Below are 17,349 nucleotides of genomic sequence, written 5' to 3'. Positions count from 1 at the left end.
GCCAGATAAGGAGATTTTTATACATAGCATGTTTGATAAGGGGCTCTTTTGCGTTCATTATAATTGTTAGGAACGATTCGCTGTTTCCTCTTCAGGCTGCTCAGCTTGTTCTTGGCTTTGACAGCGGTAGCAAATCCCATGAAATGTTAAACGATGATCTTTGATTTTAAAGTTCCAATCTTTCTCGACAACTTCTTCTACGTCTCCAAGTAGATCTTCTTGTATTTCGTCTACCGCTCCACACTCAATACATACGAGGTGATGATGAAAATGGGCAGCGCCTTCTTGTCTTAGATCAAATCTGGATACGCCATCACCGAAATTAATTTTGTCAACGATTTTCAATTCTGCCAGTAACTCTAGCGTTCTGTATACTGTAGCCAGTCCAATTTCTGGAGACTTTTCTTTAACGAGAAGGTAAACGTCTTCAGCACTCAAATGATCTTCCTCATTCTCAAGAAGTACTCTAACGGTTGCTTCACGTTGAGGTGTCAGCTTATAGCTTTGAGAATGAAGCTGTTTCTTAATTCGATCGATTCTGCTTTCCATATCCCTTATTCCCTCCCTCGATCGATGCCAATTTCATTATAAGCAGTAGAAAAAAAGGTGTCAAACTAAAATAATTATCAATAGCACTTTGTAATTATTATTATATAATAATTACTGAATATCAACTACAGCTTTAATTAATGAAGGGGATAAGTAAGCTTCAAACCATGATGCTAGAAAAAGCACGCACAGGGAACCGAGAACTAATAAAGAAAACCGAATGAATGGGGGAAAGATCAACTCTGTTTTCCGTTTCATGAACAGCTGTCTAACAAGTCGAAGAGAAAATGTTAGAGAAGCTGTTCCGATCACGATAAATACAGGAACTGCCAATACATTCTGAGGAAAAACGGATACAAACGCCAATAGAAAACCTTTCCAACTCATTTGATTCACTAGAAAGCCTACTGTGAAACCGACTACGATCCCCTTTAAAAACAACATTACTAAAATAATCGGTAGACCGATCACTGTCAATCCTAGTAGCCACATCAATCCGATATATTTCACATAATGTGTAAAGCTTTGCTGAAACATCTCTGAGGAAGTCGCAAACTGTCCCTCTGACACTTGTCCAAAAAATCGGCTTAAATAGAGAGCGAGGTCTTCTTTTTGGGTTAGACTTAAGCTGTTAACAATGACTGCCCCGAAAACGATCCCCATGAGAAATAATACAGCGATGAATGTATAAATCGAAAGATGGTCAGTAATATGTGACGAAATGATCTGCTTCAACTGTCGACTCCGATTCATAAGAACTCCCCCTCCAAACTGCTCTTGGTAAAGTCTATGAATCGAATACTAGGCGTATGACAGTTGCTAGATTGTCACTCTTCTGTTCTTACTTTGCCGTATTTTCCTCCCCCACCTTTTTCGATCGTGAGTTCTCCGTTTCTTGCAAGGTTAATAAGTCTCGCTATCTTAGAAGACACTACTGTCGCAAGTTCCTTTTCCTTAGCTCGGTGTAAAATATTCATTTCATTTCCGAAATGATCTAACAGTCGACTTAACGTCTTTGGTCCGATACCAGGTATATATTCAAGAGGAACATGATGGATATATTCTGGCCTCATGGGCTTAGTAGTTGTAGAACGTAATTCTTTAATTCGATTCGAGACACCCTTGATCAATTTCGTGCCCTTACAGGTTTGACATTCTCTCCCGTGAACGCTTGTTTCACACTTTGCACAAACTGTTTCGAAATACTTACCTAGTTCAGGGTCTAACCCATAGTTTCTAACAATGTGTCTCTCGTCCACGTTCATTAATGCTTTCTTCCATTCCTGAAAACTAGGAGTTTTCACCTTCAATTGCTGATACTCTCGTGCGATTTTTGGCGTCGAATGGGCATCAGAATTCGTAAGAAATGGTAAAGCATGGAGTTCTGCTATCTCATCTGCCATCATTGTGTTCGATGATAATCCCAATTCTACAGCATCGATTAAACTGATATCGAACACTTCTTTTAACGAGTATGAAACGCCTCTACCAAACAAACTTTTAAAAGGAGTAAAAATATGAGCGGGGATAAACAATCCGCCGAGTTCTTTAACTTTACGCTGCAACGTTTGTGCATCTTCATAAATTCGTTGCGAGCTCAAATGAATATTAGTCATCCGGCCTATCAACCACTCTGAAAAATGTTTCATAGTAATCAAATCAGGCAAATAAACTAATACGTGAATAGGACCTTTGCAATTTTCGTCATAGATCTCGATCTCACTACCTAGAATTAACGTAAGATCTCCAAGCCTAATACCACCGTCATCCAATTCATAACCATTCCCTACTCTGACCTCATTTTCTAAATCAGCGATCACTTCAGGAACATGACAATCAATTATACCGATCATGTCCAATCCTTTACGATTTGAAGCTTCATCTAAGATCGAAGAAAGTGTTAGAGAGTCAGATGCAGTGATTTTCACCGGTTTATAAGAAGAAGTTCTTCCAATATGTATGTGAAAATCTGCATAACAATCAATCATAGCGCAACGTCACCTTTGGTTCATTTTCAAATAAAGCAAAGCATAAGCCGTTTTTGCATCATGCACTTCTTTTGTGTTGACCATTTCTTCTAATTCATCTAACGATAGATAAAGGACATCAAGGAACTCATCTTCATCGGCAGACTGTTCTCCCTTTTTCACTAGCCCCTCTGCAACATAAAGATGAACTAATTCGTTCGCAAATCCAGGGGAAGTATAAAATGATATGACTTCTTTTAACGATTGACATGTATAGCCCGTTTCTTCTTCAAGCTCTCTAACAGCAGTAATTTCAGGCTCTTCTCCAACTTCTAATTTTCCTGCTGGAATTTCAACGATCGATTTGCCTAGCGCCTTCCTATATTGCCTTACAGCAAGAATTTTATTATCAGGCGTTATTGCGATAACTGCAACAGCTCCAGGATGGTCGATGAGTTCTCGCTTACTCTTCTTTCCGTTCGGGAGTTCTACATCTTCAACTCTTAAATTAATTATTCGACCCTCATAGAGTGTTTCTGAACGAAGGGTCTTTTCATATAGATGATCCATGTCCTCTCATCTCCTGGTTCTAAAATTTCTATCCGATACATAAAGTCTATCACAACAGACAGATAATAGGGGCAGATCAGATGATTATGTATCGATCAAGTAGGAGGGTAAACGAGTGAAAATTTATATACAATCCAACGGAGTTACAATGGTAGGGAAACCGAAGCAGATCCAATTAATGATCAAGCACTATATGAAACACTACGACACGATTGAAGAGTGGATCCAAGCACCTCCATCAAAATCAAAATCACATTTAAAATTGATTCAATAAAAAGCTGCCCGATATGGGGCAGCTTCTTTAGTGGTTGTTTGAAATAAATAGCCATTGCGTCTAACGAGTTTATCAATCCCTTATTTCTGTATGAAAGATGGTTTTCATCTGTTCGAGAAAAACGTCATGATGATCTGTGAATGTGGCCATCGCACGTTTGTGTGCAACGGTTTTGAAGCCTCTTGCATAAGCGCCATAAGCGGTAAGAAAATCACATATGTCTGTACAAACACCTGTTAAATGAACAGTTTCTACTCCTTTTGACCGCAATAGCTCTTCGAGGTTCGTGTTGTAGAAAGCATCATATTCTGGCTTTGGTACATACTCTACACACCTATTGTCTTGATGCTCCTCATACCAGTCTTGGAGCTCTCCATACAATTCTTGTCCCCAAGATCCTATAACATTATGGACGGGCCATAAATCAAAATGTGAATCTTGTTCATGATGTGCGTCCATACAGATGATCACTTCATTCCCTTCTGCTATAAACGAGCTAGCAATCGAGAGGATATGAGGTACGATTTCTTGACCCTTTAATCCTACTGTTAAATTCCCTTTGTCGTGAATAAAATCATTACTCATATCGATTATTAACAGAGCTTCTTTCCCCATCAAAACGCCTCCTCAACCATTAACTATACCAGTCGATTTGACAAGTGACAAGACACTCATATCATTAGCGTTAAGTGCTCTTGTCACGATACACTAGTAGTAGTTATTTTAATGGGAGGTAGGTATAAGATGAAGAAGAATCAATTAGGCAAATCCAACCTTCAAGTGAGTGAAATCGGATTCGGCACGATGTCTATCGGCACGGATCGCGAAAAAGGGATCTCACTCATTCGTGAAGCGATCGATAACGGCGTTAACTTTATTGATACTGCCGATCTTTATGATTTTGGGTTGAACGAAGAAATTGTTGGGGAAGCACTTCAAGGCAGAAGAGAATCCGTCATCCTCTCGACAAAAGGTGGAAATCACTGGGAGGAAGGAAAAGAAGGTTGGTATTGGGACCCTTCAAAAGACCATATCAAAAATGCATGTAAGCAAAGTTTAAAACGGTTGAAGACCGACTATATCGATCTTTACCAACTGCATGGTGGTACGATTGACGACCCGATTGATGAGACGATCGAGGCTTTTGAAGAATTAAAACAAGAAGGTCTCATCCGTGAATATGGAATCTCGAGTATTCGCCCGAATGTGATTCGAGAGTATGTTAATCGCTCATCTATTGCATCCGTCATGATGCAGTACAGCATTCTTGATCGCCGCCCTGAAGAAGAAATACTAGATTTGCTACACAAGAATAACATCAGTGTGATTGCAAGAGGACCACTCGCTAAAGGCATGCTAACAGACCGATTCGAACATAAAGTAAAAGATGACGGATTTCTAACGCATTCTAAAGATGACGTACTTGAAATAGCGAGAAAACTATCCGATATGCAAGGAAACGAACGGAATATGACGCAAACTGCTTTACGATATACCCTTTCTCACCCAGCAGTAGCAACTGCAATACCTGGAGCAAGTAAGAGCGAACAGCTGCTTTCTAACCTCACAGCGCAAAATGCGCCTGAATTAACCCAAAATGAGATTAACGAGATACGATCGATCTCAACAGCCAATACTTATGATAAGCACCGGTAAGTAAAAACGCAGTCTCACGGAGACTGCGTTTCTCTATTAATATGCGTCCATTATGACGTCTTTCACAATAATTTCTGGCTCAGTAGAGGCTTTAATTTCATCAACAGTATATCCTTCAGCAACTTCCCTGAGGACCAACCCTTCATCGGCTACATCGAATACAGCTCGGTCTGTGATGATTCGATTGACCACACCTTTCCCAGTTAAAGGTAATGAACATTCATTTAGTATTTTCGGATCACCGCTCTTATTAACGTGATCCATGATCACGACGATACGTTTAGCACCATGTACTAAATCCATTGCACCGCCCATACCTTTAATCATCTTACCTGGAATCATCCAATTCGCAAGGTCACCATTCTTCGAAACTTCCATACCTCCAAGAATTGCAACATCTATATGACCTCCACGAATCATAGCGAACGATTCAGCACTATCAAAGTAAGCTGCTCCTTGCATCGCTGTTACCGTTTCCTTACCAGCGTTGATCAAGTCTGGATCCACTTCACCTTCCGATGGATAAGGTCCAATACCTAGAAGACCGTTTTCGGATTGAAGTACGATCTTTTTGCCATCAGGGATATGGTTCGCAACCATCGTTGGCATTCCGATTCCTAGATTCACATAAAAGCCATCGCTGATTTCTTTTTCTGCACGTCTCGCAATTTTCTCTCTAACTGCTGCTTTATCCACTTTTGTCATAGTTAGCCTCCTTACCTAGTCGTTAGTCTTTCGATTCTCTTTTCTTGTTCACCAACAATCACTTTTTGAACATAGATACTAGGGGTATGAATTTGATCAGGCTCAAGCGCTCCGTTTTCAACGAGCTCTTCAACTTCTGCAATCGTCACTTCACCTGCTGCTGCAATCATAGGGTTAAAGTTTCTAGCCGTTTTGTTGTAGATAAGGTTTCCCATCAAGTCTGCTTTGGCAGCTCGAACGAGTGAAAAGTCTGCTTTAATCGCAGGTTCAAGCAAGTATTCCTTTCCATCAAAACTCCTTACCTCTTTTCCTTCAGCAATCGGAGTGCCTACTCCTGCTGGTGTATAGAATGCTGGAATACCGGCTCCTCCAGCACGAATTCGTTCAGCTAGTGTACCTTGAGGAATCAATTCTACTTCTAATTCACCTGATAGAACTTGCCTTTCAAACTCTTTGTTTTCACCTACGTAGGAACCTACCATCTTCTTAATCTGCTTATTCTTCAACAAAAGACCAAGACCCCAGTCGTCTACACCACAATTGTTTGATATGACGGTCAGATCTTTCACACCTTTGTCTCGGATAGCCATAATTAAATTTTCAGGAATACCAACAAGACCAAATCCACCTACTAAGAGCGTTGCACCATCTTGAATATCCTTCACTGCTTCGTCGAATGAGTTAAGTATCGGTTTCATATCGAATATGCCTCCTTCATTTTTACGGTCGTTCTACAATTGTCGCTACTCCTTGTCCGCCTCCAATACAGAGGGTAGCAAGTCCATAGCGATTGTTTCTTCGCTTCATTTCGTGAAGTAGTGTTACGAAGACCCTCGTTCCACTTGCTCCGATTGGGTGTCCAAGTGCGATCGCACCACCATTTACATTAAGAATCTCACGATTAAAGTCTAAATCTCTTCCGACAGCGAGCGACTGTGCAGCAAATGCCTCGTTTGCTTCTACTAAGTCCATATCGCTCATGGATAGATTTGCTTTCTCAAGAACTTTCTTCGTTGCAGGAACAGGACCAAGTCCCATTACACTAGGGTCTACTCCACCACTCGCATTCGCTTTTATAATCGCCAGATATTCAACACCTAGTTCTTCTGCTTTCTTACGACTCATCAAAACAACAGCTGCTGCTCCATCATTTATTCCTGAGGCATTACCTGCTGTTACGCGTCCGTCTTTTCTAAAAGCTGGTTTTAATTTCCCAAGCTTTTCAGCAGTTGTGCCCGGTTTTACATATTCATCTGTATCAAAGACTACTGGATCACCTTTTCGCTTTGGAATCGAAACGGGTATGATCTCGTCTGTAAAACGTCCTGCTTCAATTGCAGCCTGTGCTTTTTGCTGACTTTGAGCTGCGAATTCATCCATTTCTTCTCGGCTGAGGTTGTAATGGTCACATAAATTTTCTGCTGTTACACCCATATGGTAATCATTGAACGCACACCATAGGCCATCATGAACCATGCTGTCGATCATCTTTTGATCACCCATTCTTAAGCCGTCCCTAGCTCCATTCAAGAGATAAGGTGCCTGGCTCATGTTTTCCATTCCACCAGCAACGACGATGTCCTGTTCACCAAGCATGATCGATTGCGCACCAAGGTGAACAGTTTTCAAGCCTGAGCCGCACACTTTATTAATTGTCATCGCAGGAGTAGTGACTGGAATCTCAGCTTTTATAGCTGCTTGTCTAGCTGGATTTTGACCTAGCCCTGCTTGAAGTACATTTCCCATGATGACTTCTTGTATTTGATCAGGCGTTATGCCGGCTCGTCGTATCGATTCTTGAATCGCTAGTGCCCCAAGCTCTGGTGCTGAAACACTCTTTAGGGCACCATTAAAAGATCCGATCGGCGTTCTGACAGCGCTTACAATTACTACATCTTGATTCATGTCATTTTCCTCCTTAAAGTGACTCTCTTCTACATAATTCTTAATTTAATCAGAAAACTCCTTCAAACAAAAAGAATTCCCATTATTCTAACGATTTCCTTGCAACTGTCTATAAGCTCTGTTTTAATGAAAAAGATAACGCTTACAAATAAAGGGGCTGATCGTGATGATACCAAATCAAGCTACGATAATCGAAGTAGGTCCAAGAGATGGACTTCAAAATGAAGCAAATTACGTTCCTACAGAAAATAAAATATCATTCATAAAAGCATTGAAAGATTCGGGCGTGCGTGAGATGGAGCTTACTTCTTTTGTTTCCCCAAAATGGGTTCCACAAATGAAAGATGCAAAAGAAATTGTCAACTCATGTCTAGATGAGTCAAGAAATTTTGTGCTTGCCCCAAATAGAAAAGGAATTGAACGAGTAAAAGAAACTTCTGTTTCAGCCGTTGCGCTGTTCGCAGGTGTAAGTAATTCATTCAATAAAAAGAACAGCAACAAAGAGACGGTTCAATTATTAGAAGAATTGGTTGCGTTAGTAGATGAACTAAAGCGTGACGGTTTCTTTGTCCGAGCCTGTATCTCAACAGCTTTCTACTGCCCGTATGAGGGAAAGATGACCTTAAAGGATACGTTAGGTGTTTGTAGAACATTCGTTGAAGCAGGGGTCGACGAGCTTAGTGTAGCAGATACGATTGGCATGGCAACCCCAGAGGAGTCCTACAACCTCTTTCATACACTAAAAAGTGAATTTCAAAACACTCTTTTAACAGCACATTTTCATGATACGAGAGGAATGGCGCTTGCAAACATTTACGCTTGCCTTACTGCAGGCATATCAAGGTTTGACACGTCAGCAGGCGGGCTAGGCGGGTGTCCTTTTGCGAAAGGAGCAACGGGTAATGTCGCAACAGAGAGTGTCGTTTATATGCTAGAACGAATGGGGGTCGAAACTGGTATCGACTTAGAAAAACTTATGAAAGCGATCGATGAAATCGAACCGCACCTCTCTCGTTCCATTCACACACCATACCGCTCTCTCCATCAAAAAGAAGCGTCTGCTGAACTAAACTAACATATTACGATTTTGGTAAATTAAAAAGGAGCACTTTTTTGTGCTCCTTTTATCCTTTGAAAATCGTAAGGATCGTGCTATAGATTAAAGCTAAAATAATTCCTCCAATGAATGAAATCCGATCCATTTTCTTTTCTTTAATAAAATTTAAGATTCCTTTCACAATCATATAAACAACAAAAAACATAAGAAAATACATAAAAAATGACACGTTACATGCCTCCTAAATTATGAAATGCGATTGATGTATCGCATTCTTGGGTTCAATATCTCATTGTCGCTTTTAAGCATGAAACAATGGTATTTTGGTAAATAGTCCAGCTTCATGTTTTCATCAAAAAACACCTTATATTGTTTCTGCACAAGAACAGGTCTGAAATTCGTTTCTAGTTCTAGATCATAATCCCCAACCTCTGAATCTAATACTAGCTGTGTTACACCGTTGACGACACATCCACAATCCTCAATATCATAGTTCAATTTAAGAAAACCGTTTTGTTCTTTTTCTAGTCTTTCAATCGCTCTATCTGTAAAATGTAAATTCATCTTTTCACTCCTTTTCTCCTCACAATCGCAAGGCAAAAATTAACCTAACGAAACTCACTTAATACGCTTGGCTTTAGATATATCGCTTAACTAAATTGTTCAAGCCTCAATTTAGCTACTAAGCTTTCACTTCTATTATAAACGCGAACGCCAAGAAATTGCACATCCTGTGATGAAGTGAACCTAAGAAAGCAGGCTTCGCAGCCTGCTTTCTTAGGTTTATTTGTAAGTTTCAACAAACTTCCGATCGATTTTATTTTTTAACTTCCATGAAAGATGGTGGTGAAAACTTAAATTACTATATAATAATAGACCTTCACGGTTTCCTGTGGAAAGGATAGAGAGATAACTTTGCTTCGGTTGAAAACGGGTTCCGTCTTCTCCTTTTATAAAGGCTTTAATGTTATCCCAAAGCACTTTTGACTGCCTAACAGCGATGACTCCTGACTTTGGAAGTTTCGGAAACCCCTTTATTGAAGCGCAATCTCCCGCAGCAAAAATAGCAGGGTATTCCCTTACTTGTAGTGTATCTTCGACTAGCAAATAACCTTGAGGATCAACTGGCAATTTTGACGTTTGAAAAATGCCAGGCGCTTTAGGACCAGTCAACCATAATAGTTCATCATAAGCGATTTGCTTACCTCCGGCAGTAATAACATGGGAGGAAGTAACGTTCGATACTTTTTCATGTTCATATACTTTTACCCCTTTTTCCTTTGCAATCTCTTGAATCTTAGACGTTGCCTTTTCAGTTTCTCCTGCTAAAAGCGTAGATTGGGTTACTAACGTTACTGGAGCATCTTCCGAACGTCTTTTTGCATGTAAAGAGAGCGCAATTTCGATTCCTGCTGCACCTCCACCTACAACAACCGGCTCATCTGCGTCCCACAACTTACTTACTACTTCTTCAATTCGATAAGTAGGTTTAATTCGTAACGCATGTTGCCTTACACCAGGCACATCGATCCCACCCGTGTAGGATCCGATATCAATTGATAAAACATCGTAAGGAACGATATCACCCTTTTCAGTCAGCACCACTTTCGCTTCTGCATCGATCGACAATGCTGCGCCTTTAATAAAAGTGACATTTGCTTTTTTAGCGAGGGTCGGTATGTGAATACGAATCTTTTCTAATTCATATAACCCCTCCATAAATCCTGAAAACATTCCTGAATAATATTGGTGCTCAGACGGTGAAATGACTGATACCTCGGCATCTATTGCTTCTTCTTGTAGTTTTTTTATCACATAAAGGTGAGCATGACCTCCACCGATCAACAATAACTTCTTTTTCAATCAAATCATCCTTTTCTCTTACCGAACCCACTTAATGTACTTTTCAGCAACCTTTGGAATGACACCATCGAAGAGTTTTTCACGCCAATATAAATCTGAAGCTTGATTCAGAATTGCTCCTTTGGTCGGGTACGGATGTATAACCGTCGATAGATCTCCTAGCTTATGTCCATGTTCTTTTGCAAACACAATTTCCTGCATCCAGCTCGAAGCATCTTCGCCTACTGCATGTGCCCCTAACACTTTCCCTTTCGAATCAGTGATTACCTTCACAAGACCGTCTTTCTTACGTTCTGCAATAAAACGGTCGACATCGCTAATATCAACTTTGAATATACGTACATCCTCACCGTGCTTTTCTCTTGCCTCGCTCTCAGTTAATCCAAGATGAAAGATTTCAGGATCAGTGTACGTCACCCATGGTACATTATCATACTTCACTTTTCTTCTTAAACCGAACACAGCATTTTGTACGATCAATTTCCCTTCCATTCCGGCTCCATGCGTGAATGGAAAAGCTCCATTGACGTCACCGATCGCATAAATATGAGACTTCGATGTTTGAAGCTGCTCATTTACTGTAATGTAGCCTTTGTTGGAATCCACACCAGCCGCTTCAAGGTTTAACTTGTCGGTATTAGGCTTTCGTCCTGTCGACATCATAATCTCATGAACGACGAGCTCTTCTTCTTTGCCATCAACTTTATATGTGACAACTTTTCTTCCTTCACGTGTGAATACTCCTGTTACCTCTGCATTATAGATAAATGACAGTTCTTTTTCTAAAATCTCTCGAGCTACTGGAATAATGTCACTATCTTCTTTTTTTAAGATAGTATCTGACGTTTCGATGACAGTAACATTCGATCCAAACCTTGCTAATGATTGAGCAAGTTCGAGACCAACGACTCCCCCACCTATAAATACAATACTCTCAGGTAGGTGATCTAAATTGAAGATGGATTCATTCGTTAAGAAAGAGACGTTATCTACTCCTTCAAGAGGAGGAACGTTCGGGCTGGACCCTGTTGAAATGACAATCCGCTTACCTGAAATGGAAGTTTGTCCATCGATCGACACAGTATGTTCATCGACAAAAGATCCTTTTCCCCGATAGATTGTTACGCCTAGTTCCTCAAAACGTTCATCGCTATCTACTTCTTGTATTTCTTCGATCGCTTCATGAACGCGTTCGATCGCGCGTTGGAATCGAACCTCTCCATTTACTGTTAAGCCAAATTCTTTAGCACCTTTATAGACAGCATGAACCTCTTTTGCTGCAGTAATAAAGGCTTTTGAAGGAACGCATCCAAAATGCAAACAATCTCCGCCAAGTCCTGGCTGGTCATCAATCAACGCTACACTCGCGCCCATGTTAGCGGCACCTGCTGCAGCAGTTAACCCTCCTGAACCTCCTCCTATTACGATCAGATCATATTTTTCCAATCTAAACACCTCTCTATCCGAGTATTCTTTTTGCTTCAGTAAGTCTTTGTATGCTTGTAAATAGTTCGATTGCTAAGAACAATAGGGTAAGTAGCGTTAAGTACCCAGGAAAGAGAATCATAGCAGTAAACAATAAAAAACCTTCTGTCCGTTCAGCTGCACCTGCTTGGTAATAAAATGATTTGATTCCTTGTTTTTCTGAAACAGCTCCTACCGTTAAGAAGATCGTCATTGCGAATATGATCGAGGTACTCAATAATAACAATGCCCACATCGATTCAGGGAATGCAAAGGCAAGTCCTAAAATCACACTTATCTCTACAACTCGATCAAAACTTACGTCTAATACTGTTCCAAATGCTGAGGGCTTCGTTTTCCTTGCCATCGTCCCATCCACAGCATCTAAATATCCAGAAACCCATAATACAATGATCGCTAGAACAGGATGATCTAGATAAATAAACAACCCGGATGTGACCCCGATAATAAACGATATGATCGTTACCTGGTTCGCACTAAGACCTATCTTAAGTAACCAGCCTGCGGTTCTATCCATAACAGGCTGTACATATTTCCTGCCATGAGTATCGAGCACAGTACACCATCCTTCGATTAAATTTCTTCTTCTAATTCTGATCCGAATGCCTTTTTACGTATATACAACGTGATTAATAGGAGAACCAATAAAATAACCGATACAATTGCAACCGATTTGATATTGTTTGATAAAAAACTCGCACCTAAAAAGTTCAGAACAAGCGCACCAGGAAGCATACCTACTAACGTTGCAAAATAATATTTCTTCTTATCAACATTAGAAACACCGCACACGTAACTGACGAGGTCAAAATGCAGAAAGGGGACCAACCTTAATAGCAACACGTATGCGAATCCTTGCTCTGAGAGCCCTTTTTCTAATTTCTCTCCTCGCTTGCGCAAAGCTTCTGGTAGAGCCTTGAAGCCTAGTTTTCGAGCAGCAAGAAAGAAAAGAAGTGCTCCAGTCGATCCCCCTACTACAGCTAAGAGCGTTCCAATATACGGACCAAAAACCAAGCCACCCGCTATAGAAAGTACCGATGTTGGAAATAAAATGAACGGCCTGCCTATACAAGCTATAAGGAAGATCACAGGCGCATAAAGTCCAAAAGACGAAATCCACGAACGAATTTGGGAAGGGCGCAGGTTGAACACATTCTCATTAAGCAAGTAAATGCCTATCACAAGACATATCACAACGATCCCTTTTATTAGCGCTCTAATCGTCATGGGGTATTGCTCCATTCACGTCCGTTTCGATCATACGGGTATACGTGCGCTGCTTTTAACACAACATCTTGACCAGGTTCTAATTTGTCTTCAGAAGGAACGAGAATGGTTCCACCCTCCCAAGATACACGGTAACAAACTGAATTGTTCTTCACTGTAAGCGCGGTTACCTTTCCAGGAATAGAAACCAGCTCCTGATCATTTTGAACTCTATTATGTGGATCTATAGCAGTTATATGATGTTGAGGTACAAATCCTTTTTCTAAAGGAAGACCTTCCCCTATGATTCTTGCACTTTCTGTAGAGGAAGGGTACGTTACAACATCATAAGGAGTCCCCTGTTGTATCAATCGACCCTCATTCATGACCGCAAGCATGTCTGCCAACTCGATTGCTTCATCCCTGTCGTGCGTAATAAATAAAGATGTAATGTTTTCCTCCCGTAATATTTCCTTTACTTCACCCCTTAAAGATTCTCGAAGCGAAGCGTCTAAAGAACTGAATGGTTCGTCAAGTAATAGTAAATCTGGCTTTAACACAAGTGCTCTTGCTAGAGAAACCCGCTGCTTCTGGCCACCAGAAAGTTCATGCGGATAGGCATCCTTCCAAGGTGAAAGCTTAACCTTTTGTATCATGTCTAGTGCTTCTGAGATCCGCTCTTTTTTAGGAACCTTTTTCCTTTTCAATCCATACGTGATGTTCTCGAGCACGGATAGATGGGGAAATAATAAGGAATCTTGGAACATCAGAACGATCGAACGTTTTTCAGGTTTGGTTTTTGTCACCGACTTTCCATTGAGCATAATATCTCCACTGTCGATCGACTCAAGTCCTGCTAGGCACCGTAGTAACGTTGATTTTCCACATCCTGAAGGTCCAACAATCGTTGCATGTTCTCCCTTTTTCAGAGAAAAAGATACACCTTTTAAGATCGGCTCTCCCGAATAGTTTTTGGTTAACTGGTTACATTGAATAAGGTCATTCATACCTATAAACTTCCTTTCAAATTCGATTGACTACCCGAATGACCGCTCTTAATGCTATTTCTGCAACTCCTACAAATAGGAGTGGAAGTAAAGCAAATAATAATGAGAATCCAGCGATAACCGCTTCATTGGAGCTTGAAAAATAAGGATAGTATAGCAAAGGCAGTGTTGTTACAACCCCTCCACCGATAATTGCTGTTAGGGCATATTGCCCAAGAGATATCACAAATGTTAATAGCATTAAGCTTCTAATGCTTGGAATCAGTAAAGGTAGAGAAACTGTAAAAAAACGTGCGACTGCCCCTGAACCGAGCACTGCCGCTTGTTCAATCAAGCCTTTTCCAAGTCGTTCATACCCTGCCCTCATGATACGAATCGAGTACGGCAAGGTTGGTATTAAATGAACGAGTAATACCCCGCTTAGACGATCTGCCAATCCAAACTGAATCAAGGTATACTGTAAGCCCATTGCTAATAAGATGCCTGGAATCAAAATAGGTGACAATAGGAATGCCTCGATAAGGAACTTTCCTTTAAACGAATACATCGCTAATGCTCTTGCTGCCGGCATCGCTATGATTAAATTTAACAGTACTACCATTATTCCCAGTTTTAACGTTGTAATGAGAGAATCTACCAGTGCGGGATCACTAAAAATAACCTCCCACCCATCAAGGCCAAGTTCTCTTGGGAACAGAATCGGCCACTTCCAATCAGAAGCAAAACTTTTTACTACGATCGTAATGAGAGGAAGAATAAACAACATCATAAAAACAAGCAACGTGATAAGAACGATCACCTTTCTTCTCTTCCCTGAAATAATTTCATTTAACCTCATCGCACTCTCCCTTTAATTAAGCGTAGCCTATGCTTTTGTATAAGTTTGAATGAGATTCCCGCTAAGAGGAGTGAAACGCCCCCAGGTATGATCATTGCTGCAAAAGCTAAAGGACGATTGCTCCAATCTCCGCTATAGAACCAATCGAATGCATGAACAGGCAACATTTCAGGCCTTGTTACTCCTAACAAATAGGGAACTTCAAAAGCAGTCGAAACAAAAGCGATCAAAATAATGGCAACTTCTAATAATATCGGGAGAAGCCATGGCCATTCAACAGTTTTAAACTCATCCCATTTGCTCCCCCCTAACGTTCTAACCACCTCTGAATAACGATGATCGATTTCGTAATAAACTGGGAGAAGCATCAGAATAACAAACGGAACTTCTTTCCAGACATATGTGAGGATGATTCCCACTCCTCGTGTATCCTGGACGAGTATCGGAAACATCGATCTGTCGTTTATTAATCCAATTTGAAAAAGCAAGGAAGAAAGTAATCCGCTCTGTGAAAGAAATAGGAAAACGAGATATCCTGCTACAAAGTGAGGAATCAAGATTGGAATCCATACGAGTCCCTTTACAAAAGAGTGCTGAAATAAACGATACAGTATTCTAGTCAGCACAAGGCCAATAACTAGCGAGAGAATGGTAGAGATGAGGGTAATCCAAAATGTAAACTTTAAGGATCTTAAAAAGGAATCGCTTCTAAAAAGTTCCTCGTAAAACTCAAACGTCCACTTTCCCCCTATTGTTTGCATACTTTGAATTACAGCAGACCACATCCCATAACCTACTAGGAATAAGATGATGATCACTGCAGGCGTTAAGTAAAACCATGCTTTATGCTTATTCTTCAAAAACCTTGTTTCCCCAATCATTCGTAATCCACTCCGTATAACCTGTATCTAAATCTGGAAGCTTGTACGTATTCAACCTTTCGGAAGAAATTACACTTTCACCGCGATTTAGTGAGTCAACTTTATTCTTTTCTTCTTCCTCGAGCTTATCATAGTTTAGTACCATCCCTTCTCCCCACATCTTTGGATCCATCTTAGCAATTTGAGCTTTAGGAGACTCTAAGAAGTTAATGACCGTCATCGCTCCGGAGGGGTTAGGGCTATTAAATGGGATGCTTAAATAATGATTGTTAGAAATAGAGCCGGGTGATTCAAGAACAAACGATTTTGTGCTTTTAGGGAACGTACCATCTTTAATTAAACTTTCCGCTCTCGCTTCATTGAAACCCATCGTCATCCAGACTTCCCCTTGGCTGTACAACGTATCTAACTTCGTCAATGACTCAGGATACGTTTCGCCATTTCGCCATAGGTTTGGTTTAATTTCATTTAGGTATGACCACACATACTCTCCGTTCTTCTCAACTAAATCTTGATCAAACTCTTTTGCCATCGTATCAACACGATCTGGCGCACTAGCTACCAACAGATGCTTTACAAACGTGTTCCCAGTGAAATCAGAAACGTTAGGATAAGTGAATTTCCCTGGGTTCTCAGAAATCCAAGCTTTCAATTCATCCAACGTTTTAGGTGGTGTATCAATTTTATTCGAGTCATAGTTAAATACAAATTGAACGCTCCCCCATGGTGCTTCTAAACCATCTACTTTCGTTCCTTGATCAAAAGCTGCTGATGGATCATCATTTCCGATATATTTCTTGAAGTTAGGCAATTTATTTGTAAAAGAGCCTAGAAGCAAATTAGCGTTTTTTGCATTCTTAAAATTTGCACCGTTGATCCAAATAATATCGATCGTTCCTTTATTCTTACCTGCTTTCTTTTCTGTTAATAGCTTTTGCATGAACTCTTCTGTATTCATCGGTTGTCTGTTCAATGTAATATTATGTTTCTCTTTTAGCTCAGGAGCAGCCCAATCATCGATGTATCGATTGATCCCTTCATCTCCTCCCCACATGAACAGATTAACTTCTGTTCCTTCTGCATCTTTTTCAATTTCCGTCCAATCTTTTGAAAGTACTTCTTCATTACCAGCCTCGCCTTCTGTACTATTGCCACAAGCTGTCAACATAATCAAACCGGCTATAAAGATAAATAATTTCCATTTCATTCTAAAACCTCCATTTCGTGAAAGTGCGCGCACAAGTTTACCATAATTATTTTATGTTTATAAAAATAAACTCCTATCTTAATTATATCTTGTTCAAACAAATTTTGTTGTAATACACCTTACAGAGTATGTTTTTAGATAAAAAAACAGCAATAGCGCGTGGGCTATTGCTGTTCGAT

The 17,349-nt window shown here is 40.3% G+C and carries 21 protein-coding genes; 3 read left to right on the top strand and 18 right to left on the bottom strand.

From position 1 onward, the window contains the following. Positions 1 to 66: 66 nt before the first annotated feature. The 4 genes from fur to ACXAEY_RS08345 all read right to left on the bottom strand — a co-directional run bounded on the left by fur (position 67) and on the right by ACXAEY_RS08345 (position 3,086). Positions 67 to 549 carry a ferric iron uptake transcriptional regulator gene (gene fur / locus ACXAEY_RS08360; RefSeq protein ID WP_270179132.1) on the bottom strand — a complete coding sequence of 161 codons (483 nt, stop codon included), beginning with the start codon at positions 547 to 549 and terminating at the stop codon, positions 67 to 69. A gap of 111 nt (positions 550 to 660) precedes the next feature. Further along, positions 661 to 1,302, bottom strand: coding sequence for a stage II sporulation protein M (gene spoIIM / locus ACXAEY_RS08355; protein WP_270179133.1), 642 nt, complete (start codon positions 1,300 to 1,302; stop codon positions 661 to 663). A gap of 74 nt (positions 1,303 to 1,376) precedes the next feature. Next, complete coding sequence (locus tag ACXAEY_RS08350; RefSeq protein ID WP_474811303.1) at positions 1,377 to 2,537, bottom strand: endonuclease Q family protein; 1,161 nt, start codon at positions 2,535 to 2,537, stop codon at positions 1,377 to 1,379. A gap of 9 nt (positions 2,538 to 2,546) precedes the next feature. Next, positions 2,547 to 3,086: an NUDIX hydrolase gene (locus tag ACXAEY_RS08345; protein ID WP_270179135.1), complete on the bottom strand. Its 540-nt coding sequence runs from the start codon at positions 3,084 to 3,086 to the stop codon at positions 2,547 to 2,549. A 115-nt stretch (positions 3,087 to 3,201) separates the two neighbouring features. On the opposite strand from ACXAEY_RS08345, the gene mciZ reads away from it, so the two are divergent. Next, positions 3,202 to 3,360: a Z-ring formation inhibitor MciZ gene (gene mciZ / locus ACXAEY_RS08340; RefSeq protein WP_270179136.1), complete on the top strand. Its 159-nt coding sequence runs from the start codon at positions 3,202 to 3,204 to the stop codon at positions 3,358 to 3,360. A 72-nt stretch (positions 3,361 to 3,432) separates the two neighbouring features. Here the strand turns inward: mciZ and ACXAEY_RS08335 are convergent, their stop codons facing one another. Further along, entirely contained in the window at positions 3,433 to 3,975 is a 543-nt protein-coding gene (locus ACXAEY_RS08335; RefSeq protein ID WP_474811300.1) for a cysteine hydrolase family protein, read from the bottom strand. Positions 3,976 to 4,104: 129 nt separating this feature from the next. Here ACXAEY_RS08335 and ACXAEY_RS08330 point away from each other — a divergent pair, with 129 nt between their 5' ends. Then, positions 4,105 to 5,016: an aldo/keto reductase gene (locus ACXAEY_RS08330; protein ID WP_474811298.1), complete on the top strand. Its 912-nt coding sequence runs from the start codon at positions 4,105 to 4,107 to the stop codon at positions 5,014 to 5,016. A gap of 36 nt (positions 5,017 to 5,052) precedes the next feature. Here ACXAEY_RS08330 and ACXAEY_RS08325 read toward each other — a convergent pair whose 3' ends face one another. Genes ACXAEY_RS08325 through ACXAEY_RS08315 form a run of 3 tightly spaced genes read right to left on the bottom strand, consistent with a single transcriptional unit; the run spans position 5,053 to position 7,626 of the window. Continuing rightward, positions 5,053 to 5,721 (bottom strand): CoA transferase subunit B, encoded by a 669-nt coding sequence (locus ACXAEY_RS08325; RefSeq protein WP_270179139.1) that lies wholly within the window; start codon positions 5,719 to 5,721, stop codon positions 5,053 to 5,055. 11 nt (positions 5,722 to 5,732) lie between these two features. Continuing rightward, a complete protein-coding gene (locus tag ACXAEY_RS08320; protein WP_270179140.1) occupies positions 5,733 to 6,419 on the bottom strand; it encodes a CoA transferase subunit A in 687 nt (228 codons plus the stop codon). A gap of 22 nt (positions 6,420 to 6,441) precedes the next feature. Beyond that, a complete protein-coding gene (locus ACXAEY_RS08315; RefSeq protein ID WP_270179141.1) occupies positions 6,442 to 7,626 on the bottom strand; it encodes an acetyl-CoA C-acetyltransferase in 1,185 nt (394 codons plus the stop codon). 157 nt (positions 7,627 to 7,783) lie between these two features. Between ACXAEY_RS08315 and ACXAEY_RS08310 the strand changes: the two genes are divergently transcribed. Next, positions 7,784 to 8,701 (top strand): hydroxymethylglutaryl-CoA lyase, encoded by a 918-nt coding sequence (locus ACXAEY_RS08310; protein WP_474814774.1) that lies wholly within the window; start codon positions 7,784 to 7,786, stop codon positions 8,699 to 8,701. Between the two features lie 49 nt (positions 8,702 to 8,750). Here ACXAEY_RS08310 and ACXAEY_RS08305 read toward each other — a convergent pair whose 3' ends face one another. The 10 genes from ACXAEY_RS08305 to ACXAEY_RS08260 all read right to left on the bottom strand — a co-directional run bounded on the left by ACXAEY_RS08305 (position 8,751) and on the right by ACXAEY_RS08260 (position 17,170). Beyond that, positions 8,751 to 8,912, bottom strand: coding sequence for a hypothetical protein (locus ACXAEY_RS08305; RefSeq protein ID WP_474811294.1), 162 nt, complete (start codon positions 8,910 to 8,912; stop codon positions 8,751 to 8,753). Between the two features lie 17 nt (positions 8,913 to 8,929). Further along, positions 8,930 to 9,247, bottom strand: a complete 318-nt coding sequence (locus tag ACXAEY_RS08300; protein ID WP_270179144.1) for an iron-sulfur cluster biosynthesis family protein — start codon at positions 9,245 to 9,247, stop codon at positions 8,930 to 8,932. Between the two features lie 219 nt (positions 9,248 to 9,466). Further along, positions 9,467 to 10,546 (bottom strand): FAD-dependent oxidoreductase, encoded by a 1,080-nt coding sequence (locus ACXAEY_RS08295; RefSeq protein ID WP_474811292.1) that lies wholly within the window; start codon positions 10,544 to 10,546, stop codon positions 9,467 to 9,469. Between the two features lie 18 nt (positions 10,547 to 10,564). Continuing rightward, the gene (locus tag ACXAEY_RS08290) at positions 10,565 to 12,001 is read right to left on the bottom strand and encodes a dihydrolipoyl dehydrogenase family protein (protein ID WP_474811290.1); all 1,437 of its coding nucleotides are present in this window, start codon (positions 11,999 to 12,001) and stop codon (positions 10,565 to 10,567) included. A 4-nt stretch (positions 12,002 to 12,005) separates the two neighbouring features. Then, positions 12,006 to 12,587 carry a CDP-alcohol phosphatidyltransferase family protein gene (locus tag ACXAEY_RS08285; protein ID WP_270179147.1) on the bottom strand — a complete coding sequence of 194 codons (582 nt, stop codon included), beginning with the start codon at positions 12,585 to 12,587 and terminating at the stop codon, positions 12,006 to 12,008. Positions 12,588 to 12,604: 17 nt separating this feature from the next. After that, entirely contained in the window at positions 12,605 to 13,258 is a 654-nt protein-coding gene (locus ACXAEY_RS08280; RefSeq protein ID WP_474811288.1) for a TVP38/TMEM64 family protein, read from the bottom strand. Beyond that, the gene (locus ACXAEY_RS08275; protein WP_270179149.1) at positions 13,255 to 14,244 is read right to left on the bottom strand and encodes an ABC transporter ATP-binding protein; all 990 of its coding nucleotides are present in this window, start codon (positions 14,242 to 14,244) and stop codon (positions 13,255 to 13,257) included. The genes ACXAEY_RS08280 and ACXAEY_RS08275 overlap by 4 nt, the downstream gene beginning before the upstream one ends. A 16-nt stretch (positions 14,245 to 14,260) precedes the next feature. Further along, complete coding sequence (locus tag ACXAEY_RS08270) at positions 14,261 to 15,082, bottom strand: ABC transporter permease (protein ID WP_474811285.1); 822 nt, start codon at positions 15,080 to 15,082, stop codon at positions 14,261 to 14,263. Next, the gene (locus ACXAEY_RS08265) at positions 15,079 to 15,942 is read right to left on the bottom strand and encodes an ABC transporter permease (protein WP_474811283.1); all 864 of its coding nucleotides are present in this window, start codon (positions 15,940 to 15,942) and stop codon (positions 15,079 to 15,081) included. The genes ACXAEY_RS08270 and ACXAEY_RS08265 overlap by 4 nt, the downstream gene beginning before the upstream one ends. After that, the gene (locus ACXAEY_RS08260; protein WP_474811281.1) at positions 15,932 to 17,170 is read right to left on the bottom strand and encodes an ABC transporter substrate-binding protein; all 1,239 of its coding nucleotides are present in this window, start codon (positions 17,168 to 17,170) and stop codon (positions 15,932 to 15,934) included. The genes ACXAEY_RS08265 and ACXAEY_RS08260 overlap by 11 nt, the downstream gene beginning before the upstream one ends. Positions 17,171 to 17,349: the final 179 nt, after the last annotated feature.

Source organism: Anaerobacillus sp. ABA4_114 (assembly GCF_056159065.1).
The sequence above is the reverse complement of the archived record's forward strand: the minus strand, read 5'-3'. Positions and strand labels throughout refer to the sequence as shown.